The following is a 21,302-nucleotide window of genomic DNA, read 5'->3' on the forward strand; positions in this document are numbered from 1 at the left end:
ATCTGACCGAAACGACCCGATCGCGCATTGGGTCGCCGACCAGCGTCCGAAAGACGCACCGATCAGCTTGCCTGCCGATGCAGGCCACATCAGGAGTGAACCATGAACAGACGTCGTTTTCTCACAACGATCATGACCGGGACCGCCGCCGTCGGCGCGGCTTCCGTCATCCGCCCCTTCGGCGCCCTGCCTCAGGCCTCGGCCGCCGCGCCACCGCTCAGGCTCGGAATTGCCAGCCGCACGATCGAGGTCAACGGCAAGGCAGCACGCGTGTTCGGATTGATGCAGCCTGACGGCAAGCAAGGGATCCAACTGGACGCTGGATCGAGTTTCGATGTCGAGCTTGCAAACGTGATCGATGAACCGACCATGATCCACTGGCACGGCCTGACGCCGCCCTGGAAGATGGACGGCGTGCCGGACAATCCGATGGCCCTAATCAAGGCAGGCGAGGTCGTGCGCTATACCTTCCCTGTCGGTGCCGGCGGCACGCACTGGATGCACGCGCACACGCTTCAGGAGCAGAACCTGCTTGCCGCGCCACTTGTCGTCCGCACCGCGGCCGACAGGGAACGGGATGAACAGAACGTCGTCATCCTCCTGCACGACTTTTCCTTTACGCCGGCCGAGGAACTGCTGGCCAGGCTCAAGAGCGGACAAGCCCACGACGCCCGGTCGAGTGTACCTGCGACAGGGCAAGGGAAAATGGCCGGAATGCCGATGATGGATCATTCCGCCATGGGGCACGGCAATATGGAGATGGATGGCATGAACAAGGGCGGCATGCCCGGAATGGACATGGGCACAATGGGGGCCATGGACCTCAACGACATCGATTATGATGCCTACCTGGCCAACGATCGAACGCTCGACGATCCCGAAGTCGTGCAAGTGGAAAAAGGCGGCCGCGTCCGCCTGCGCATTATCAATGGCGCGACTGCCACAGCCTTCACCATCGACACCGGCGTCGTGCAGGGAACGCTCGTTGCTGTCGACGGCCAGGAGGTCGAACCGGTCGACGGCAAAACATTCCCGATCAGCATGGGTCAACGCCTCGATATCCGCTTGGAACTGCCTCAAGGAGCCGGAACCTATCCTGTTCTGGCCCTGCGGGAAGGGGCAATGGAACGCACGGGCGTGATCCTCGCCACAGCCGGAGCCCCCATCCAGCGTATCGCTCCCATTGCCGAGGCCGACGGTCCGATCGTGGGCAATTCCCTCGAGCAGCGCCTGCGGGCCGTAAGGCCGCTGGCCGTTCGTCCGGCAGACAGACGTTTCGAGATCGCCCTGACCGGCCAGATGCAAAGCTATGTATGGGGCATGGACGGCGCCTCGGATATGCGCACGCGTCAAGGGGAGCGGATAGAGATCACGATGCGCAACGCATCCATGATGGCGCATCCGATGCACCTGCACGGTCATCATTTCCAGGTAACCAACGTGAACGGCACCGCAATCTCCGGGGCCGTGCGCGATACGGCGCTAGTGCCACCCGGCGAAACCCTGACCTTCGTCTTCGATGCCAGCAATCCGGGCAAGTGGCCGCTGCACTGCCATCACCTCTACCACATGGCGACCGGCATGATGGCCTATGTCACCTATGAGGATCTTGGCTAGAACCTGTCGTTGCCTGGTGCCGGAATCCGAGCCGGCACCACGACGACTGTGCATCCTTAACCTCGATCAAAGATGCAGCCGCCGAGCGCTGGCATACAAAATGGTGCTCTTTCCTCTTAAGGCGGCGGGAAGCGGCGCGATCGAACTTTCGTTTCTAAGGATTTCTGGAATGACACAGCACAGTTCCATCCGGGTTGCCGTGAACGGCTATGGCGTAATCGGCAAGCGGGTGTCCGACGCCGTGCGTCTTCAGGCTGATATGGAACTCGTCGGTGTCTGCGACATCGCGAGCGACTGGCGCCTGCGCCCGCTTGAAGAGAAGGCGATTCCGCTCTACGCGGCGTCCGATGAGACGGCTGGCCCGATGAGGGCATCCGGCTTGTCGGTCGCCGGTACGCTCGATGCGCTGCTCCAGACCGCGGACATCGTCGTCGACTGCACACCCAAGCGCGTCGCCGCAACCAACGTCGAGCGGTACCGGGCCCGCGGCATCAAGTTCATCGTCCATGGCGGCGAGAAACACGCCGTGACCGGACACTCTTTCGTCGCAGAAAGCTCCTTTGCGAGCGCGATCGGCCGCCAGTCGACGCGCGTTGTGTCCTGCAACACGACCTCCATCGTTCGCACGCTTTCCGTCTTGAAGCGGGCCGGCCTGCTCAAACGCGCGCGCGGCACGCTGCTGAGGCGCGCCACCGATCCGTGGGAAAGCCATGAAGGCGGGATCATGAACACGCTCGTGCCCGAGCCCGAGATCCCGAGTCATCAGGGACCAGACGCCCAGAGCGTCGACCCCGACCTCGACGTGGTGACCATGGCCGTCAAGGTTCCCGAGACGCTGGCGCATCTCCATTATTGGTCCGTCCAGATGACCCGGGCGGCCGAGAAGGAGGAGGTGCTCGGGGCTTTCGGCGCTTCGTCGCGGATCGCGCTGATCCGAACCACGGACGGGCTCACCGCGATCAATACCGTGAAGGAGCTGATGGCCGACCTCGGCCGACCGCACGACAATCTCTACGAGGTGGCGCTCTGGGAAGACATGCTGCGCACGGAAGGCGACGAGCTGTTCTACGCCTACATGGTCGACAACCAGGCGATCGTCATTCCCGAGACGATCGATGCCATCCGCGCCTTGACCGGCCTCGCATCGGGTGCCGACTCTTCAATCGCGCTGACGAACGCGTCGCTCGGCATCCGGCAGCGGTTGTTCTAACGCGATGCGCGGCGGCCGCCTATAACCGGGGTAAAGCGCGTGAGCTCGCGGTTTTTCAGGATCGTCGCCGCCGCAGTCTCATTGACTCTGCTCTATCTAGCCGAGCGGCGCCGCGGCGTCGCCGCCGATGCCTCGGCCCTGCCAGTTCGCCTACGCCAGACGCTCGATGAGCTCGGCGGAACCTTCATCAAGATCGGTCAGGCCCTCAGCATGCGGCCCGACCTGTTCCCGGAGGACTATCTCAGGCAACTGCGCGACCTGCGCGAGCGTGCCCGGCCATTTTCCTCGACAGAGGCCAGGGCGGAACTTGAGCGCGCCTTGCGCCGGCCGGTCGAACAGGTGTTCCAGACATTCGACAGCGAACCTTTCGCAGCCGCTTCGATCGCCCAGGTCCATCGCGCCACCCTGCCCGACGGCCAGGAGGTGATCGTCAAGATAAGGCGCCCGCACATGCGGGAGCGGATCGACAGCGACATGCGGATACTCGTTGCCGTTGCCCGGATCGCCGGCGCGGCGATCCCGAGCTTCCGCCGCCTGCAGCCCGAGCGCCTCGCCCGCGAAATGTGGGCCAATCTCCGGCGCGAGACTGACCTTCTCCAGGAAGCGCGAAACATTCGACGATTTTCTGATGCCTACAGGCAGCGCACCGACGTCTACGTGCCGGAAGCATTCGAAACGCTATCAAGCGAAGCAATCCTCGTCCAGGTCATGAGCCATGGCCGATCGATCGAGGATTCGGCCATATCGCAGGACGGTTCGCGGATCGCGGGCGTCCTGGTCGATTTCTATCTTGAGCAACTGCTGACGACCGGTCTGTTTCATGGCGATCCGCATCCCGGCAATCTCTTCGTTATGGAGGACGGCCGGATCTGCTTTCACGATTTCGGGCTCGTGGGCCATCTTGACCACACGACACGGCGCAATCTCGGGATCTTTCTCCAGGCGTTCGTTCACCAGGACGCCGGATGGATGCTCGACGCGGCCATCGCTCTTTCGCTGATCGACCGGCAGGCGGAACGCACGGCATTCGTGCAGGGTATCGAAGAAATCCTCAGCGACTATTCCTCGCTGCCGCTGAAGGACTGGTCTATCGCCGATGCTTTCCTCAGGGTGATGCGGCTCGGTGACGGCGCCCGCGTCGTCGTTCCCTATAACCTCATGGTTTTCGTCAGGGCGCTTTTTCTGATTGAGGGCTGCCTGCGCCGGCTCGATCCCAACTTCAATGTGCTGGATACGATCATTGCCAAAGGCGAGGCCGCGTTGGCGCACACGCTGGGCGGCAGGCCTGACCCGGCAGCCATGGCGCGTCTCAAAACCGAGCTGGCGCTCTCCGCAGAGGACCTGCCCTCGCTGTTGGCCTCCTGGCTTCATCGCGCCCATCAGGACGGCGGAGACCTAGCCCTTGGTGTGCGTGTCCATCAATCGGACGAAACCGAGCGGCGGCTCGACCGCCGGGCGGCTCTCGCGGCGCTGGCGCTTCTGTCGGCTGGAATGCTGGTCACGTCCGCGCTGTTGGCGCAAGCGCATATTGGACCTGAGGTGATAGGGCTGCCCGTCACGGCCCTGATCGGATTTATCGTGGCGATCTGGATCTGCATGCGCGTCCTGCGGTGGATTAACATACTGTGGCGACGATGAGCGCTGCGTCGGTGCGGGCGCACCTGCACCGCCGCGCGCAGCGGACGGGCGGAGATCACAGGACCGTGGAAGCCGAAGATCCTGGGATCGAACGAACGCTGCTACTCCACTCCTCAACCTTCGCGGAAAACATAGGCACACGGGACGACGGCGATGGCGCTTATTGGGAACGAAGCCTGGGCGATCGCCTACTTGGTAGTGGAATGGACAATCCGCATTGTCATGGTTTTTGTCGTGCCCTTTCGACGTTCGCCCGACGCCGCGCGCAGCTGGCTGCTGCTAATATTTTTCCTGCCCCTTCCTGCACTTGCGGTCTATCTTGTTATCGGCAGACCGACCTATCCCCGCTGGCGCAGGGAACGCTTCGCCAGATTGCCGGAGGTCCTGGTCGCGGCATCGAAAGAGATTGCCCATTCTCACTTCTGCCGCCGTCCCGACTTGCCAGGCTCGCTGGCGGGACCGGCGCTCCTGATTGAAACCCTCGGCCAGTTCCCCGCGCTTTCTGGCAACAACGTCGAACTTCTTTCCAATTATGAGGGTGTTATCGACCGCATGGTCGTCGACATCGATCATGCGGAACGAACTGTCCATCTCCTGTTCTACATATTCGCAGACGACCGGACGGGTCTGCGCGTAATAGAAGCATTGGAACGGGCGGTCCTGCGAGGTGTCACATGCAGGGTACTGATTGATGCCATCGGGTCCCGGCAATGGCGGCACCAGGTGACGAGGCTGCTAACCCGAGCAGGTGTGGACGTTCAATTCGCTCTGAAGGTGGGGATCTTTCGGCGCAGATCGGCGCGTGCCGACCTGCGTAATCACCGTAAGGTTGCCGTCATAGACAGCCGCATCGGCTATATCGGCTCCCAGAACATAACAAACGCCCTATCTGCCTCCAACATCGCAAACGAGGAGTTGGTCGCACGAGTTGTCGGCCCGATCACGACAGAGCTGCAAGCCGTCTTTGTCGCCGACTGGTTCATGGAAACGGAGGAGGAACTGGCGGTATCCGCCCTTTTTCCACACCATCATCCCGATGCCGGGGCCGTTGCACAGGTCCTTCCAAGCGGTCCTGACTACCCGAACGCAGGGATTGGCAATGTAATTGCGGCTCTGGTTCACGGCGCAAGCAAGCGTGTCGTGATCACGACGCCCTACTTCGTCCCGGACGAACCTCTCCTTCAAGCACTCAAAACCGCCGTGCTGCGTGGGGTGGAGGTGCGTTTGCTGGTCTCGCGTCTCACGGATCACATCCTGGTGAAATTAGCGCAGCAATCCTACTACTCCGAACTCCTCCAGGCCGGTGTCCAAGTGCATCTCTATGAGGAGGTCTTTCTGCACGCCAAGCATATGACGTTTGATGATGAGATCTCGCTGCTGGGTTCCAGCAATGTCGACATCCGCTCTTTTGTCCTAAACGCCGAGGTAAGCCTTATCGTTTTTGACAAGGGTGTCACGGAACAGTTGCGCCGTGAGCAAGTGCGCTGCTTCGACAACACCGCGACGCTCACGCTCGACGGTTGGGAAAAACGTCCAATGATCCACAAGATTGGCGAGAACCTGGCGCGGCTGGCGAGCCCTCTCCTGTGAACAGCATCAGCGGCTTCCAAATGGAGCAATCGAACGCAACGCGATGCCCCACTTCGGCTGCGGGTGCATATGGGCGTATTCGTCGTGCGGATCTTGCTCTACGCTCGCACTTGGCACGGCAAACGCCGGCAATGCGACCGTACAGCGATCACGCCAGTGCGGGCCTGGCTCGCCTGCGCCACATCAGCGCCAGGAGATAGAGGGAGATCACCGCACCGCCGAAGCAGAACACCGAGATATAGGCGTAGGAGAAGAACGCATAGGTGATGACGAGGACGCCGGCGACGAGCAGGCCGAAAATCTTGATCTCCCAGCCTCGCACCAGCAGGAAGGGCACGATGACGACAGCGACGTAGATCGCGTAGGTCACGGTCCGGGAGACGAGCCCGTCGAGCAGATTGATGTCCTGATAGCGAACTGCCCAACGCAGGAAGGTCGTTGCCAGCCAGCCGTCATGGACAAAGTACGGAATGAACTGCAGGCCGCCCAGCATCGCGCCCGCGATGACGAACAAAAGGATGAGGTTCCGGCGCCCACCGCCCTCCAGGAAGTAGGCCGACAGAGGTACCCAGATCGGCCAGGCAATCCAGGTGAAGAACATGTAGAGCAAGGAATACTGGCCGACGCGATGCGTGTTGCCTGCGTGGCCCTCGATCCAGATCAAACCCTCCACCAGTTGCTGCAGACCGAACAGAAGCGGAAGGGTTGCGATCATCAGATAGCGGCGATCTGCCCGCCAGGCCGACGCGCCCGCCACCGCGCCGCCCGGGATGAGGACGGCGGCGGCACCCAGACTGACCTCCGCGGAAAGGCACATCTCAGGCTACCCCTACCAGATTGACCGGGCGACCGGCCGCAAAGCCTTCGATGTTGGCAAGGGTGGTGTCGATGATACGTCGCAGCGCCGCGTCGGTGTTGTAGGCGTTGTGCGGCGTGACCAGAACGTTCGGAAAGCGCAGCAGCACGTGGTTGGCGACAAGCGCCTTGAGATCGACCGTATCGACCGCCATGTTCTGGCGGAAGATCTCGGCCTCCTCACGGATCAGCGGCTCCTGCGGCAGCACGTCGAGACCGGCCGCGCGCAACTTGCCGCTTGCCAGCGCCCGCACCAGCGCCTCCGTGTCGACCACATTGCCGCGCGCGGTATTGATGAGGATGGCGCCGTCCTTCATAACGTCGAACTGCCGTTCGCCGATCATCCCGACGGTGTCCGGTGATGATGGTACATGCAACGTCACCACATCGGCCTGCGCCAGGACCTCGTCGAGCGCGCCATAGGTGAAGCCCAGCCGTGTCGCGGCGGCAGCGTCCTCGACCTGATCGAAGGCGAGGACCTTCATGCCGAAGCCATGCGCGATCTCGATCGTGCGGCGGCCGATGCGCCCTGTTCCAACAACCGCAATGACCTTGTCCCGCAACTCAAGACCACGCATGCCGGCCATCGAGAAACCGCCGCGGCGGGTCAGCGCGACACTCTCGACGATGTTGCGCGCAAGCGCCAGCAGCAGCGCGAAGGCGTGCTCGGCGACCGTCGCATCCCCGTAATCCGGCACATTGGCAACGGCGATACTTCGCTCTCGACAGGCGGTCAGGTCGATATGATCGTATCCCGCCGAACGGGTCGCGATGAGTTTCAGATCGGGCAATCGATCGATGATGCCGGAATCAAGGCGGGACGCCACGAAAGGGCTGATCACCTCCGCGTCCTCGAATTCGCCGACCGTGGTGATATTCAGCGGAGCCGTCGTGCAGCGGACGTCGTGCCGGCGCATCAGTTTTGCGCAGGCTTTCTTCTCCCAATCCTCCGCTTCGAACAGAACAACCCTCATCGAGGCTCCTTCTCCACTGTCAAATCATCCTTAAACCCCGATCCCACGACACTGTCGACCACCATCCGCACGACGTCGATTTCCTCCTGCGAGCGCATGGTCCCTGCGACGTGCACCCGACCCGCGGCGACATGGAGTTCCGGCTGTCGGCGCAGCACGGCGCCCGCCTCCTCGAGGCGGGCGCGCAGAGCCCGCGAGACCGCCGCATCGCCCCTGATCTCCGCATCCGGTCCGCCCGCCGAAATGACCTTGAGCAGGTCCGCCCTGCTGACGATGCCCACCAGCCGCGCGTCGCGCAGCACCGGCAGACGCTTGATCCGGTTGAGGCCGAGCAGCATCGCCACTTGCGACAGCGGGGCATCCTCGTCGATGGACAAAACCGGGGCCGACATCAGCGCACCGACCTTCCAGCTGCGGCTCTTGACGTAGGCCCGCGCACGCTCTTGCACTCCGCCGTCACCGAGAGGTGTGCCGAGCTCGGAGCGCCGCAGCAGGTCGCCTTCCGTGACCATGCCGATCAAGGCTTGTGCGTCGTCGAGCACCGGCAGGCCGCTGACATGTTCGGTGAGCATGATCTGCGCGGCGTGCCAGACGCTGTGCTCCGGGCTGATGGTGACCAATCGCGTCGACATCACATCTTGCACACGCATCCTCGTCCCTCGTCAACGCAAATAGGCTTCGGTGACGTAGCGGCGCATCATCCGATGAGAATTGAAGGACGACCCGATCTTGCTGATGGCTTGCTTCATCATCCAGATCCAGCGTCCCCGGTCACCGTGATAGAGGGGAAGCACCACAGCCCGCAGCTTGTCATAGAGCGCTCCCGCATCGCTCGCCTCGGCACCATTGCTGGGGATCGACCAGCCCGTCACACTCTCGACACAGCCCTCGATCCACCAACCATCGAGGACGCTCAGGTTGAGCGCGCCGTTGAGGGCGGCCTTCATGCCGCTCGTGCCGGATGCTTCGAGCGGCGGCAGCGGCGTGTTCAACCAGACATCGCAACCGGCGACCAACGCGGCGGCAACGTCGAGATTGTACCCAGGCATGAATACCGCCGGGATCGTGCCTTCAAGTGCATCGATATGCGCCCCCAGCGCGCGTATCGCTTCCTGCCCGCCGCCATCGTTCGGATGCGCAAGGCCGGCCAGGACGATCTGGAAAGGTTGAGCGTTCGCGATCTCGCGCAAGCGCTCCATGTCGGAGAAGATGAGCTCGGGCCGCTTATAGGCGGTCATGCGCCGCGCATATCCGATCAGCGGCAGGTCGGGACGCAATTGCCTCCCCGTCGCCTGCGCGATCCGTGCCAGCAGATCATGCTTTGCGTCCCCGTGTGCCGACCACAAGGCGTTGTCGCCGATCTGATCGGCGAAGGCGAGGACCTCGGGCTCGTGCGCCCAGTTTGAGAATTGCTGCTCGAACAGTCTGGCAATGGCGCCATGCGTCCATCGATGGACATGAACGCCATTGGTGATCGAGGCGATCGTATAGCCTGGGAAGAGTTTGCGCGTCGTCTCCGCGTGCCGGCGGGCGACACCGTTGACATAGCCGCTGAGATTCAGCGCCAGATGCGTCATATTGAGCTGATCGGCGCCGGCGAGGTGCGCCAGGATATCGCGTTCAATGTAGTCGCCGAGCACGCGCTCAACGAGGTCATAGTCGAATTTGTCGAACCCGGCTTCCACAGGCGTGTGCGTCGTGAACACGCAGCGCTCGCGAACCGCCGAGACGTCGTAGCTGTCGATCGGATCGGACGCGTGAACGCCGTCTGGCCGCCGCGTTCCTTTTAGAAGGGGCAGGGTTAGCAGCGCTGCATGGCCTTCGTTGAGGTGATATTTCTCGATGCGGAAGCCGAGCGCACGCAGCACGCTCTGGCCGCCGACGCCGAGCACGATCTCCTGCTTCAGCCGATAGGCCTGGTCCCCACCATAAAGCGCATCGGTGATCCGGCGATCCTCCACGGCGTTCTCCGCGAGATCCGTGTCGAGCAGCAGCACCGGGATGACATGCCCCAGCTGGCATTCCAGCGCATAGAGCCAGGGGCGCACCCACACCGCACGTCCCTCGATTGACACAGCTACCATCTGCGGCAAGGCGGTCGCAAAGTCTTGGGGCGACCACGGATCAGCATGGCTGACCTGCGCATGATTGTTGTCGATCTCCTGCCGCGCATAACCCTGGCGGCTCACGAGCGTAACGAACACCATTGGTAGATCGAGATCAGCCGCCGAGCGCGCCGAGTCCCCGGCGAGCACACCCAGCCCGCCGCTGTAAGTATGCATCTCGGCGCGAAGCGCGATCTCCATCGAGAAATACGCAAAGCGCGTCCGCTGAACAGCCCGATCCAGAAAATCCAAGAGTACCCTCCCGGTGTGAGGAAGCCCGCTTGTCGGCGTCACTCGCGCGATCGACGGATTATTTCTTCTTCTTGGCAGAATCTGCGACCTCATCCGTCGCTTCGGGCTCGGCGCCCTCCCCCACGATCTCGGCTTCGGCGCGCAGCCAGTGCTCTAGGTCGTGACCTTTCGGACAACCCTCACGCACCCAGATTTCATAAGCTCGCAGCTCGATCTTGGGTCGAACAACGTCCTTCTCCAGAGTGGCCTGCGCTTCTGACATGATAGTGCTCCTTCTTCGATGTCGGACTTCTTTTTGCGCATGGCAGTGTGAGCCCGAGTTGGACAGCAATCGTTGATGGAGGTTAAAGATGACGTACTGGCCCCCCAACTCCTTAACTCCAATGCTGTGTTATTCACTGAAGGTATGAAATTAGGCTTGGACATCGGGAGCGCCATGCATAGAGCAGCTAGAAGATGATGATTAGTGTAACCGGCACGACGATCTTGATGCGTGCTTCGGCACGTTGCAGATATTCGAACTGGCCGTTCCACCCGATGGTGTAGCCGGGCGGCAGTGTCACCTGCTCCGCAACAGCCCTTCGGGCATCGGCGACATAGCCGCCGAGATCACGGCCTCTGACGTCGACGCAGACATAGTTCGCAAGCTGGCCGTTCTCGGTGCTGATCGAGGTGGCACCGCGCCTGAGCTCGACCTTGCTCCGAACTGTGTCGATCGGGAGCGACATGTCCGTTCCCGATCAAAGCGGTGATGGCGTAGCTCCTCTGGCCACCGAAGCCCTCCACATTGATGGGCGAGAAGTCGAACCGGACCCGTCCAGGCTGGCCTTTTGGCGAACCGCGCAGGGTAGCCTCGTCGTTCCCGACACCTTAATCGAGATTAAAGACTCCGCCAGACGGGCATTGCTATCTCAACAACAGTTGCCTCGCGGTCGGCTTACGGGCGGTGGCGCAAACCATGCACCTACCGAGCCCACGCGCGATACTGGAGGAGCAATATGACCAGAACTCAGATAGGCAAACGCGGTAACGCTCGCCGTTCAAAGCTTACAGCGAGCAGCGCCGCCCTCTACGGCTTTCGCGCTATCGCCGCCTTTTACCTGATCACGGAGCGTCGTGCTCACACTCTGGGCTGGTTGCCTTGGCTTCTCATTTTGAGTTGTCCGGTACTCCATATCTTTATGCATCGGAAGCATGGCGCATATGGACATAATCATCACGAAAGGCGTGCCGACCAAGACAGCCGCTGGCCTCCAATGGATCAGCTTCAGGTAGCGAGAGCGAAGCATGACCAACGGCACTTCGAATCGCGACATGCCAGATCCGAAACCCGTTACTCGCTGCGCGGCTCGTCGCTGCACGGATACGAGCGAACGAGGGGCGAGGGTGATCGACGCGGGTATCGGACAGCTTGGACCCGAACAGTGGCGCGAGCCGTTGGATTTGGCATCTCCTGAATTTAACGGCCTAGCGCCTCGTAGGAGGCTGCTGTCATGGCTAGGCGACCATCTGCAATAGAGCTGCGTCACCTTAACACCTTCGTGGTCGTGGCCGAGCATGGCAGCTTCCGCAAAGCCGGGGCGGCCATCGGGCTATCGCAATCAGCGGTCAGTCGATGTATTGCTGACCTTGAGGATCAAATCGGCGCCTCGCTGTTTCACCGGCACACCTGGGGGATTTCGCTGACCCATGCAGGGCAACGGTTCCTTGGGCGGGCAAGACAAATTCTCAGAAACGTCGACGACGGAGCCGAAGATATTGCTGCCATAGGGCGTTCTGAAGACGGCTTCGTGAGGATCGGAATATTCTCATCGATTGCCTCGGGGTTTCTTGCAGAACTATTGCGTGCATATCATCGCGCGCATCCGAGGGTTCAGGTTGAACTCATCGATGGCAATCATTCAGAGCATGTGGCGGCGATCCGCCAGTTTTCTCTTGACGTCGCCTTCCTTACCGGCACCCGCCTCTGGTCTGATTGCGACACCTCGTATTTTTGGTCTGAGCGCGTCTTTGCGGTTCTACCGGAAGATCATTCGTTAGCCGGGCGCGACGAGGTCGATTGGACCGACCTTGTTGACGAAACTTCCGTCGTGAACGACGTGGCCCCCGGCCAAGAAATTCACGACTACCTGGTTCAGCGCTTGGCTGGTCTGGGTCAGCACCCTGAGATCACCGTCCATTTTGTCGGACGAGAGAACCTGCTCCCACTCGTGGCTCTGGGCCGCGGATTGACGGTCGTTAGCGAGGCGATGACTGCGGCTCAGTTCCGCGGCGTGTGCTATCGGGCGATTCTCGGGGAAATCTTGCCATTTAGCGCCGTATGGTCTCCACGTAATGACAACCCGGCCTTCCGAAGGTTGCTTAGCATGGCGCGTTCTATGGCAACGTCGTGGTCTCCGGGCTCGACAGGGTCAAACGCGCAATAGCGCGCCCTCTCCTGAGCCTGTGTAAGATGCAGGGATTGGTCGGGCGGCTCAAGAAGCCGCCCGACCGGCGTTATTTGCCACGATCGGCGAGCCACTTCTTCATCATGGCGATCTCGCCTTCCTGGGCTTTGATCACGTCTTCTGCGAGCTTGCGGACCTCAGGGGCGCGACCGTACTCGAGAACGACCTTTGCCATGTCGATAGCGCCCTGATGATGGGGAACCATGCCGCGCATGAAGTCGACATCGGCATCGCCTGAATAGTCCATCAGCATGTTCTTCTGCATGCTTTCCATGACGGCCATGTAAGCCCTGGTCGAGGGTTCGTCCGCGGCGGACATGTCCATGCCCTGCATGTTCATGCCGGGCATATTGTGCCCCTGCATAGCGCCATTGTTTTCCATCTGGGTTTGAGCGAGTGCCAGGCCCACGCTGATGGCGATTGCGCCACCTATGAAAATCGGGGTTAGCCTGTTCATCGTTTCATCCTCATCAGGTTGCGACCGCAGGATAGCCGGCTTCTTCCAGAACGCGCTCGATATCGGGGACGGTTGCCGCCGTCTCGACCTTGACCGTGCGAGCGGCGGGGTCCGGCTTGACCGTAGCGTTCGGGTCGACGGACTGGATCGCCTTTGTCACCGACCTTGCGCAGCCCCCGCAGGTCATGTTTTCGATCTTGAGCAGCATGAGAAATCTCCTTTGTTCGGCTCTCATGCTGAACAAGATGGTCCTTCCAACGATGGTAAGGTCAAGGGGCACATGCTAGGATTTTTTCTATTGACCTTCCTATCGTTGGAAGCCTGATCCTCCTCCAGAATTTGATTCTTCGAATAAGAAAGGAAGAGGCGATGAATGCCCCCGTCCGCACCAATGAGATGTCTGAAGCTGTATCGCTGCCGATAGAGGGCATGACCTGCGCGTCGTGCGTTGGCCGAGTCGAACGAGCCCTGAAGGCTGTTCCCGGTGTCGAGGCCGCATCGGTCAATCTGGCTACGGAACGCGCGAATGTCACCACCAGATCATATGTTGACAAGGCAATTCTGATCGAGGCGATCGAGAAGGTTGGCTATTCGGTGCCGTCCCAGGCCGCAGGGCCGACCGGCCTCGTAGAGCTGTCGATCCAAGGCATGACATGCGCGTCGTGTGTCGGGCGGGTCGAGCGCGCCTTGAAAGCTGTTTCAGGGGTTACCGAGGCAGCGGTCAATCTGGCCACGGAACGGGCCACGGTGCGCGGCGGCGCCAACATGGCTGAGTTGATCGCCGCCATCGCAGATGCCGGCTACGAGGCCGAGGTAGTGCGTGCAAATGCCGGCCCTGACCACGAGGATGCAAATGCCGAGCAAGCGGAGAGAAAGGAAGCGGAGCGGCGCGAGCTGGCCCGTGATTTCACGATGGCTGCGGCGCTTACAGCTCCAGTCTTTCTCATGGAAATGGGATCCCATGTCATCCCAGGCGGTCATGCATTGATCGAATCGACAATCGGCATGCAATGGAGCTGGTACATCCAGTTCGTGCTGACGACCCTCGTGCTCTTCGTTCCGGGCATTCGCTTCTATGACAAGGGACTTCCAGCCCTCTGGCGGATGGCGCCCGACATGAATTCATTGGTGGCGGTCGGTTCGCTTGCTGCCTACGGCTACTCCTTGGTTGCAACCTTCGCACCGGGCTTCCTCCCGCCTGGAACGATCAACGTTTATTTCGAAGCTGCGGCAGTCATAGTCACTCTCATCCTGCTTGGCCGCTTGCTGGAAGCCCGTGCCAAAGGGCGCACGTCCGAGGCGATCAAGCGGCTGGTCGGCCTTCAGGCAAAGACTGCGCGGGTTCGCAGGGATGGCAAGACGGTCGACCTGCCGATCGGTTCGGTGATTTCCGACGACATCGTTGAGGTTCGCCCCGGCGAACGCATTCCCGTCGATGGTGAAGTGGTCGAAGGTGACAGCTATGTCGATGAGTCGATGATCACCGGAGAACCTGTTCCGGTCTCGAAGGCGATCGGTAGCGTGGTCGTGGGCGGCACTGTCAACCAGAAGGGCGCCTTCGCTTTCCGGGCGACGGCGGTCGGCGGGGATACGGTTCTGTCGCAGATCATCCGTATGGTGGAGGAGGCACAGGGTTCCAAACTTCCCATCCAGGCGCTGGTCGACAAGGTAACCATGTGGTTTGTGCCAGCGGTCTTTGTGGTAGCGGCGTTCACTTTTGCTTCCTGGCTGTATTTCGGGCCGTCGCCCGCCCTCACCTTCGCGCTGGTCAACGCTGTCGCCGTCCTGATCATCGCCTGCCCCTGCGCCATGGGTCTGGCTACGCCGACGTCCATTATGGTCGGCACAGGCCGCGGTGCGGAGCTGGGGGTCCTCTTTCGCAAAGGCGAGGCGCTCCAGTTGCTGAAAGACGCCAGTGTGGTCGCCGTGGACAAGACGGGTACGCTAACCGAAGGAAAGCCGGCCTTGACCGATCTGGAACTTGCCGCAGGCTTCGACCGACCCGAGGTTCTGGGTACGGTGGCTGCTGTCGAGGCGAAATCGGAACATCCAATCGCGCGGGCGATCGTGGATGCGGCCGCTGCGGAAGGCGTTCGGATGCCGGCGGTGTCTGACTTTGAATCGGTAACAGGCTTCGGTGTGAAAGCTTTGGTCGAGGGTCGGCGCGTCGAAATCGGCGCTGATCGATACATGGTCGAGCTCGGTCATGACGTTGCGCAGTTTAGCGAGACGGCCGAACGTCTCGGTAACGAGGGTAAGTCGCCGCTCTATGCTGCGATAGAGGGAAAGATCGCGGCGATCATCGCAGTGGCCGACCCGATCAAGGAGACCACGCCCGCCGCAATCAAGGCGTTGCACGGTCTTGGCCTGAAGGTTGCGATGATCACCGGGGACAACATGCGCACCGCCAAGGCCATCGCCGCTCAACTCGGGATCGATGACGTGGCGGCGGAGGTGTTGCCGGACGGCAAGGTTGATGCGGTTCGCCGTCTCAAAGAACAATATGGCAAGGTGGCCTTCGTCGGCGACGGAATCAACGACGCCCCGGCCTTGGCGGAGGCGGATGTAGGTCTCGCCATTGGGACGGGTACGGACATAGCAATCGAAGCCGCCGACGTCGTACTGATGTCAGGCAGCCTGCAAGGCGTGCCCAACGCGATAGCGTTGTCGAAGGCGACAATCGGCAACATTCGACAGAACCTATTCTGGGCATTCGCTTACAATACGGCGCTCATCCCTGTGGCGGCGGGCGCGCTTTTCCCCGGATTCGGTATCCTTCTCTCGCCCGTGTTCGCGGCGGGCGCGATGGCCTTGTCGAGTGTGTTCGTGCTGGGCAATGCCCTGCGGCTTCGTCGCTTTCGGGCTGCTCATTAATAAAGGGTGACGCCGCCTGCCAAGGACGGTGTCCACTACGAAGGGAAATCGCTCATGAACATTGGACAAGCATCCAGAGCATCCGGCGTTTCGGCCAAGATGATCCGCTACTACGAGCAGACCGGCTTGATACCACGGGCAGATCGTACAGGGTCCGGCTATCGGGACTACTCAGATACAGACGTGCATATGCTGCGTTTCATCCGTCGCGCACGCGACCTTGGCTTCTCCGTCGCTGAGATCAACGGACTTCTGGAACTGTGGCGGGACGAGTCGCGCCAGAGTGCGGAGGTCAAGCGGTTGGCCGAGGGTCATATCGCGGAACTTGAGAGAAAGATCCAAGCCTTGCAGGAAATGGCACAAACACTGAAGATGTTGGTTAACGCCTGCCGTGGCGACCATCGCCCTCACTGTCCAATTCTTATGCGCCTGGAGACCGATGAGGAGGACGAGGATGTGTCGATTAGACCGCGCAAAGGCGCAGTCGCTGGCATTTCCGAATGAGTGCCGCTTTTGGGCGGCACTCGCTTGCGGGTTAATAGAACCGTTGCCTGACGCCGAGGGCGGTGTTGGTCCGTGCAATGGAAAACTCGGCATTCTGTGTCAGGCCAGACAATGCGCGAATGGCGTCGATCGTATCAGGAATAACGATCGCTTGATTGTCCACCATGTAGGCGTAGAAGAGCTCATCCCGCTCGGTGCGCAGCATGTCCTCCCATAGCGCGACTTCATATAGGTTGCCGAACGGCCTATGGAGGTCAGCCATCAGTTCCTTGATCGTGTTGATAGCGGTGAGGCCGTCGGCCGTTCGTACCAGAGCTATCCGAGACGACGCGCGGAATGCGTCAAGGACTTCCTCCTTCTCCGCATTTCGCGTGAGCTGCACCGACCAGTAGTGCAGATGTGCAATTGTCTCCGGCACCTTCACGGCCATGGTCACGACATCCAGATCCGGGTCGACTTTCTGGACATCTGGACCCTGATGGCTAGGTATCTCGGGCTCGGGAACGAGCGTATTCATTATGCCGCCAAGGTGGCTTTCCCAAGGGTCCGTTGCCCGTCTCAGCAAGGTGCCGCGAGCGCGCTTCAGCAGACCTGCCTGCTTCAGAGCGGTCAGCGTTCGGACGATAGACGTGGTGTTGCACGACACGACGCGGGTCGCATCACGTCCGACCGCACTGGCGAAGGAGCTTTCGGCGACAAAGGAATGGCCTGTGACCGAATGCTTTTCGCCGCCATGGACAATGAACTTGATGCGGCGAGATTTGTAACGCTCGACGTTTGCTGCGGCGACGTGCTTCGGAGTGCAATCGACAACGATGTCGGCTTTGTCAAGGAGATGATCGAGCGTGCCAGAAACCTCAAACCCCGCGTCCTTCAGGCTGAGAACAGCTTCTTCCGAGGCACCGTACAGGGTGACGTCCTTTTGGCTGAGGGTTCGCAAACGCCAGTCGCCGACGACATCGCACACACCTGCGAGCTCCATGTCCTCTTGTCGAAGCACCGCGTCCACGACACGTTTGCCAATAACGCCGAAACCGTTCACCGCGACGCGAACAGAAGTTCTATGTGTCATTTTGCTCTACCTTTTTCGTGATCTAGCGCCGTCGCGTCCTTCAGCAATGGCGGAAGGTGGATAGGTCAGGCCGGCAATTAGGGGCGTGCTTTATCGGCCGGCGGGCCAAGAAAGCGAGGGATGAAGCCGGGGACATCCCGCATGTACCGCTCATATTCGCCGCCATGCTCCGCAATTGCCTGCCGCTCCTCAAAACGAGCGAGGCGCCAGTACATGACGACCAGGAAAGGAAACATTCCCAGGGTCAGCAGTGTGGGCCATTGCAGGAGAAAGCCGAACAGGACGAGCACGAAGCCGGCGTACTGCGGATGACGAATCCAAGCATATGGCCCGCTCGTGGCAAGTATCCGAGTGCGCTGAGCTTCATACGGTGGCGTCGCCTTAACCGCCTGTTTTAGCCGACTTGATATTCGGATTATCATGACCGAATTCCCTGCCGCCCACTTCAGACGCCACCGCTTTCCTGCCGAGATCATCACCCATGCGGTCTGGCTGTATTTCCGATTTCCGCTCAGTTTACGCGACGTCGAAGATCTGTTGGCCGAGCGCGGCATCAACGTCTCATTCCAGACCGTCTCGGAATGGGCGGCGAAATTTGGCTTGAAGTTCGCCAATCAGCTCCGACGCCGCTCACGAGGCCAGTTTGCCGACAAGTGGCAGCTCGATGAGATGGTGGTGACGATCAAGGGAAAGAAATACTGGCTGTGGCGCGCCGTCGATGCCAACGGCTACGTTCTCGACGCCCTCTTGCAAAGCCGAAGGAACAAGGCAGCAGCCTTGCGTCTGATGCGCAAACTGCTCAAGGGTCAAGGTATCGCCCCGCGCGTGATGCTGACCGACAAGCTGCGTTCCTATTCGGCTGCGAAGGCGGATTTGATGCCGAAGGTCGAACATCGCTCGCACAAGGGATTGAACAACCAGGCTGAAAATTCCCATCTTGCTGTGCGACGACGAGAGCGGCGCATGATGCGCTTCAAGTCCGCGCGGCAATGTCAGCGTTTCGTCTCCACTCACGGCCAGATCGCCAATCTCTTCCTTCTTCACCGCAAAGACTTGACCGCCGCAGACCATCGCCAGCTTCGCACTCACGCCATCTCGACCTGGCGGGAAATCGCTTTGTCGATTGATGCGTGAAGTTCAGGTCGAAGAGACTACCGCATCCCAAACTCGGTTAAGGCGACGCCACCGATGCCGTCCATCGGCCACGACGGCCTCGATCCCGTGCCTTTCGAAAAAGCGCTGGGCCAGGACGAATTCAGGGTAAAGGTACTGAGCCTCGGGATCGTCATCGACGATTGCTACGCGTCTCGGGCTCCCGGAGCGCCCCTGCCGTGACCACTCGCTCTGAAACATCTGCAGCACGGCCGACTCGAATTGATCGGCATCGGTTCGGCCGCGCGATTGGCCGGCATCCTGGCAGCAACTCCGCTGTGCTCGCGCGAGAGGCGCAATGAGAAAGGCTCCGCCGGCGTTGGTGTTGACCTCGATCAACTTTGGTCCGTCCGCCTCGATGTGGAAGTCGTATCCCATGAACACGCCGACCGGCCCTGGGTCATAGCGCGCGACCTCAGGCGCCCAGGCGAGAACAGCGTCACGGTAGGCGGGCAGGCCAGATATGGTCTCGATCGCCCGCACTACGGCCAGCATTTGCTTGACCATCTGGGTCGAGGCGAAGATGGCTACGTTAGAGAACAGGTGAGGGCGCGTTTTTAGCAGCGTTGCTGAGAAGGCAGCGTCGCCCGTCTCCCGTTCGAAAGCCCGACCAAGGACCTGTCGGTCGAGGGTGATGCAGAAGCAACTGCGGTTGAGTCGATCTGATGCCGCCTCGTTCGGTATAGCTGTGTGGGTTTCCTCCTGCTCGTTCATGCCTTTTCCTCCGCATTGCATGGGTCGGCATCTCTTGCGAGGAATGTCTGCGCCGCCACCTTAAGCCTATGTCCGATGCTCTTGTCATGCCCGTCCAGAGCTCGATGTGTTCTGGCGCGACTAATCCGATCTTCGTCCTTCACAGGCTACCACGAGATTGAGCTAGCGCCCGACGTGGCCACGGCCGAGTTCGAAATTGGATCGAAGGTCACGTTCGAAGCGGTGGTCATCCGCTGTCGAACTATCTTACGACGAGGACAGGAAGCGATGAGCGGCTCACCACCTCCTGGGTTTGGCTGCCCAGAAAGAGGCGTTCGAGACCCCGGCGGCCATGGGACGCCATAACGATCAGGGAGCAATCTTCCTCAGCCGCCGTATCAAGGATCGCTTCCGCCGGGCGGCGGTTAGGAACGTGGCGCGTTTCGCACGTAACGCCTAGTCTGTCGGCGCTCGCCTTGATGGGAGCCAGCAGTTCCTGCGCGAACTTGATCTGGTCTGCATCGTAGCGCTCGAAGTCGCCGGGTCCAAGGGCCCAGCCTTCTCCCGCGTAAATCGGAAACGGCTCGGTGACTGTGACCACCATGACTTTGGCGTCGAGATTCTTTGCGAGCAAGAGCCCGTGATCGACACCTTTTTGGGCAATTTCCGAACCATCCGTAGCGATGAGGATATGCTTGTACATAGCTGTAGTATCCGTTCTGGTTCATTCGAGTGAGAATGTCGTGCCTGCGCGCCGTTCAAGAATGGCACGCGCATCTTCAAGTTTGCCGATACCAGAAAGCCGGCCGGCAATTGACGCGAACGCAGCTTTCCTCGATCTGACGGCATTGCCGCACCCAGCGCCTCGTCCGCCAGCATGCTTCGGTACCCCCAAACGTCAACGCACTGAAAAACTCGATAGATCGATGTTTCAGCGAGTAAAAGTCTCCGATTGCGACGCGGGCTGTAGACTGCGCCAGGAAAACGTACTCCACTTAGCCAAAACTACGTTGTCAATACGTTCTCAATGTCGCGCATAACGACGTCCATGCCCTGCATACCATCGATCGTAACGAGTTCTCCTCTCCGGCGATAGTAGTTCAACAGCGGCTCTGTTTTATGCCGGTATTCGTCGAGACGCCTGGCAAAGGTAGCCCGATTGTCGTCTCTACGAGCCGTGCCGCCAGCGGCCAGCGTATCGGCGACGCGCTTTTCCATTCGTTTGATGAGCGAGGCCTGCTCGACCTTCAGTTCGATCACCGCATCAATCTTGACGCCCTTTTGCTCCAGCATCGCCGTCAGGGCTTCCGCCTGCGCGACCGTCCGGGGAAAGCCGTCTAGAATGAAGCCCTTGCGGCAATCCTCTTGATCGATCCGGTCGGATACCATCTGGTTGACTACATCGTCGGGTACGAGTTCGCCGCGATCCATGATCGCCTTGGCCCGGCGCCCGATTTCGGTGTCGTTGGTCACTGCAGCGCGCAGCATATCGCCTGTGGAAAGCTGAGGAATGGAGTGGCGTTCGGCCAATCGCTGCGCCTGCGTTCCCTTCCCTGCTCCCGGCGGTCCGAACAATATCAGTCTCATTGTCTCGTTTTTACTCCTCGGATCTTCGACTTCCTGAGAGGCTGCCTCAAAAAGAGGTGGGTGATTTCAACAGGTTATGATTCCTCCGGATTTGCGAGATTCGATGGAGTTCAGAATGGCCTGGAGCGAAATCACCCGTCGGCACTATGCCCGGCAAACGGCACGCTATGCAAGCGACATGACAGATCGGGAATGGGCACTGGTTGAGCCTTTTCTGCCCATGCCCCGCCGCCTGGGTCGCCCGCGGACCACGGACTTGCGTGAGGTCGTGAACG

The 21,302-nt window shown here is 60.6% G+C and carries 21 protein-coding genes and 2 pseudogenes; 10 read left to right on the forward strand and 13 right to left on the reverse strand.

Annotation, left to right across the window (positions count from 1 at the left end; genetic code table 11):
- Positions 1 to 102: 102 nt before the first annotated feature.
- From ACQKP1_RS22795 to cls, 4 genes are all read left to right on the forward strand, one after another.
- Complete coding sequence (locus tag ACQKP1_RS22795) at positions 103 to 1,617, forward strand: multicopper oxidase family protein (protein WP_112585228.1); 1,515 nt, start codon at positions 103 to 105, stop codon at positions 1,615 to 1,617.
- A gap of 169 nt (positions 1,618 to 1,786) precedes the next feature.
- Positions 1,787 to 2,827: a type II glyceraldehyde-3-phosphate dehydrogenase gene (locus tag ACQKP1_RS22800; protein WP_313014740.1), complete on the forward strand. Its 1,041-nt coding sequence runs from the start codon at positions 1,787 to 1,789 to the stop codon at positions 2,825 to 2,827.
- Positions 2,828 to 2,866: 39 nt separating this feature from the next.
- On the forward strand, positions 2,867 to 4,465 hold the full coding sequence (locus ACQKP1_RS22805) for an ABC1 kinase family protein (protein WP_112585226.1): 1,599 nt from the start codon (positions 2,867 to 2,869) through the stop codon (positions 4,463 to 4,465).
- Positions 4,466 to 4,618: 153 nt separating this feature from the next.
- Entirely contained in the window at positions 4,619 to 6,055 is a 1,437-nt protein-coding gene (gene cls / locus ACQKP1_RS22810; protein WP_112585224.1) for a cardiolipin synthase, read from the forward strand.
- A gap of 148 nt (positions 6,056 to 6,203) precedes the next feature.
- Here the strand turns inward: cls and ACQKP1_RS22815 are convergent, their stop codons facing one another.
- The 6 genes and pseudogenes from ACQKP1_RS22815 to ACQKP1_RS22840 all read right to left on the reverse strand — a co-directional run.
- Positions 6,204 to 6,872 carry a DUF6629 family protein gene (locus tag ACQKP1_RS22815; protein WP_077546179.1) on the reverse strand — a complete coding sequence of 223 codons (669 nt, stop codon included), beginning with the start codon at positions 6,870 to 6,872 and terminating at the stop codon, positions 6,204 to 6,206.
- A 1-nt stretch (position 6,873) separates the two neighbouring features.
- Entirely contained in the window at positions 6,874 to 7,884 is a 1,011-nt protein-coding gene (locus ACQKP1_RS22820) for a hydroxyacid dehydrogenase (protein ID WP_050747022.1), read from the reverse strand.
- On the reverse strand, positions 7,881 to 8,534 hold the full coding sequence (locus ACQKP1_RS22825; protein ID WP_112585223.1) for a CBS domain-containing protein: 654 nt from the start codon (positions 8,532 to 8,534) through the stop codon (positions 7,881 to 7,883). Before ACQKP1_RS22825 ends, ACQKP1_RS22820 begins: the two co-directional genes overlap by 4 nt.
- Positions 8,535 to 8,546: 12 nt before the next feature.
- Positions 8,547 to 10,241, reverse strand: a complete 1,695-nt coding sequence (gene glgP, locus ACQKP1_RS22830) for an alpha-glucan family phosphorylase (RefSeq protein ID WP_427277135.1) — start codon at positions 10,239 to 10,241, stop codon at positions 8,547 to 8,549.
- A gap of 58 nt (positions 10,242 to 10,299) precedes the next feature.
- Positions 10,300 to 10,503, reverse strand: coding sequence for a DUF2934 domain-containing protein (locus tag ACQKP1_RS22835; RefSeq protein WP_050747024.1), 204 nt, complete (start codon positions 10,501 to 10,503; stop codon positions 10,300 to 10,302).
- Positions 10,504 to 10,693: 190 nt separating this feature from the next.
- A pseudogene (locus ACQKP1_RS22840) lies at positions 10,694 to 10,942 on the reverse strand (efflux RND transporter permease subunit); the annotation flags it as partial.
- A gap of 297 nt (positions 10,943 to 11,239) precedes the next feature.
- Between ACQKP1_RS22840 and ACQKP1_RS22845 the strand changes: the two are divergent.
- Both ACQKP1_RS22845 and ACQKP1_RS22850 read left to right on the forward strand, forming a co-directional pair.
- Positions 11,240 to 11,698 carry a DUF2933 domain-containing protein gene (locus tag ACQKP1_RS22845; RefSeq protein WP_112585221.1) on the forward strand — a complete coding sequence of 153 codons (459 nt, stop codon included), beginning with the start codon at positions 11,240 to 11,242 and terminating at the stop codon, positions 11,696 to 11,698.
- A 36-nt stretch (positions 11,699 to 11,734) separates the two neighbouring features.
- Complete coding sequence (locus ACQKP1_RS22850) at positions 11,735 to 12,667, forward strand: LysR family transcriptional regulator (RefSeq protein WP_427277136.1); 933 nt, start codon at positions 11,735 to 11,737, stop codon at positions 12,665 to 12,667.
- 70 nt (positions 12,668 to 12,737) lie between these two features.
- On the opposite strand, the gene copM is transcribed toward ACQKP1_RS22850, so the two are convergent.
- The gene (copM, locus tag ACQKP1_RS22855; protein WP_427277152.1) at positions 12,738 to 13,052 is read right to left on the reverse strand and encodes a CopM family metallochaperone; all 315 of its coding nucleotides are present in this window, start codon (positions 13,050 to 13,052) and stop codon (positions 12,738 to 12,740) included.
- Between the two features lie 106 nt (positions 13,053 to 13,158).
- Positions 13,159 to 13,353 carry a heavy-metal-associated domain-containing protein gene (locus tag ACQKP1_RS22860; RefSeq protein ID WP_427277137.1) on the reverse strand — a complete coding sequence of 65 codons (195 nt, stop codon included), beginning with the start codon at positions 13,351 to 13,353 and terminating at the stop codon, positions 13,159 to 13,161.
- Positions 13,354 to 13,514: 161 nt separating this feature from the next.
- Between ACQKP1_RS22860 and ACQKP1_RS22865 the strand changes: the two genes are divergently transcribed.
- Together ACQKP1_RS22865 and cueR are read left to right on the forward strand one after the other, a co-directional pair.
- Entirely contained in the window at positions 13,515 to 16,019 is a 2,505-nt protein-coding gene (locus ACQKP1_RS22865; RefSeq protein ID WP_427277138.1) for a heavy metal translocating P-type ATPase, read from the forward strand.
- Positions 16,020 to 16,073: 54 nt separating this feature from the next.
- Positions 16,074 to 16,523: a Cu(I)-responsive transcriptional regulator gene (gene cueR / locus ACQKP1_RS22870; protein ID WP_080843336.1), complete on the forward strand. Its 450-nt coding sequence runs from the start codon at positions 16,074 to 16,076 to the stop codon at positions 16,521 to 16,523.
- 31 nt (positions 16,524 to 16,554) lie between these two features.
- Here cueR and ACQKP1_RS22875 read toward each other — a convergent pair whose 3' ends face one another.
- A complete protein-coding gene (locus ACQKP1_RS22875) occupies positions 16,555 to 17,595 on the reverse strand; it encodes a type II glyceraldehyde-3-phosphate dehydrogenase (RefSeq protein ID WP_427277139.1) in 1,041 nt (346 codons plus the stop codon).
- Between the two features lie 77 nt (positions 17,596 to 17,672).
- The gene (locus tag ACQKP1_RS22880; RefSeq protein WP_427277140.1) at positions 17,673 to 18,017 is read right to left on the reverse strand and encodes a methyltransferase family protein; all 345 of its coding nucleotides are present in this window, start codon (positions 18,015 to 18,017) and stop codon (positions 17,673 to 17,675) included.
- Between ACQKP1_RS22880 and ACQKP1_RS22885 the strand changes: the two genes are divergently transcribed.
- Positions 18,016 to 18,729, forward strand: coding sequence for an IS6 family transposase (locus ACQKP1_RS22885; protein WP_037095196.1), 714 nt, complete (start codon positions 18,016 to 18,018; stop codon positions 18,727 to 18,729). The two genes, ACQKP1_RS22880 and ACQKP1_RS22885, sit on opposite strands and share 2 nt — an antisense overlap.
- Positions 18,730 to 18,732: 3 nt before the next feature.
- Here the strand turns inward: ACQKP1_RS22885 and ACQKP1_RS22890 are convergent, their stop codons facing one another.
- From ACQKP1_RS22890 to ACQKP1_RS22900, 3 genes are all read right to left on the reverse strand, one after another.
- Positions 18,733 to 19,461 carry a hypothetical protein gene (locus ACQKP1_RS22890; protein ID WP_427277141.1) on the reverse strand — a complete coding sequence of 243 codons (729 nt, stop codon included), beginning with the start codon at positions 19,459 to 19,461 and terminating at the stop codon, positions 18,733 to 18,735.
- A 241-nt stretch (positions 19,462 to 19,702) separates the two neighbouring features.
- Positions 19,703 to 20,143: a universal stress protein gene (locus ACQKP1_RS22895; RefSeq protein ID WP_427277142.1), complete on the reverse strand. Its 441-nt coding sequence runs from the start codon at positions 20,141 to 20,143 to the stop codon at positions 19,703 to 19,705.
- A 302-nt stretch (positions 20,144 to 20,445) separates the two neighbouring features.
- Positions 20,446 to 21,027 (reverse strand): adenylate kinase, encoded by a 582-nt coding sequence (locus ACQKP1_RS22900; protein ID WP_142589705.1) that lies wholly within the window; start codon positions 21,025 to 21,027, stop codon positions 20,446 to 20,448.
- 115 nt (positions 21,028 to 21,142) lie between these two features.
- On the opposite strand from ACQKP1_RS22900, the pseudogene ACQKP1_RS22905 reads away from it, so the two are divergent.
- Positions 21,143 to 21,302: pseudogene (locus tag ACQKP1_RS22905) on the forward strand (IS5/IS1182 family transposase); the annotation flags it as partial.

The sequence above is a fragment of the Allorhizobium sp. NPDC080224 genome (genome assembly GCF_050281005.1).
Classification (GTDB): Bacteria; Pseudomonadota; Alphaproteobacteria; order Rhizobiales; family Rhizobiaceae; genus Allorhizobium.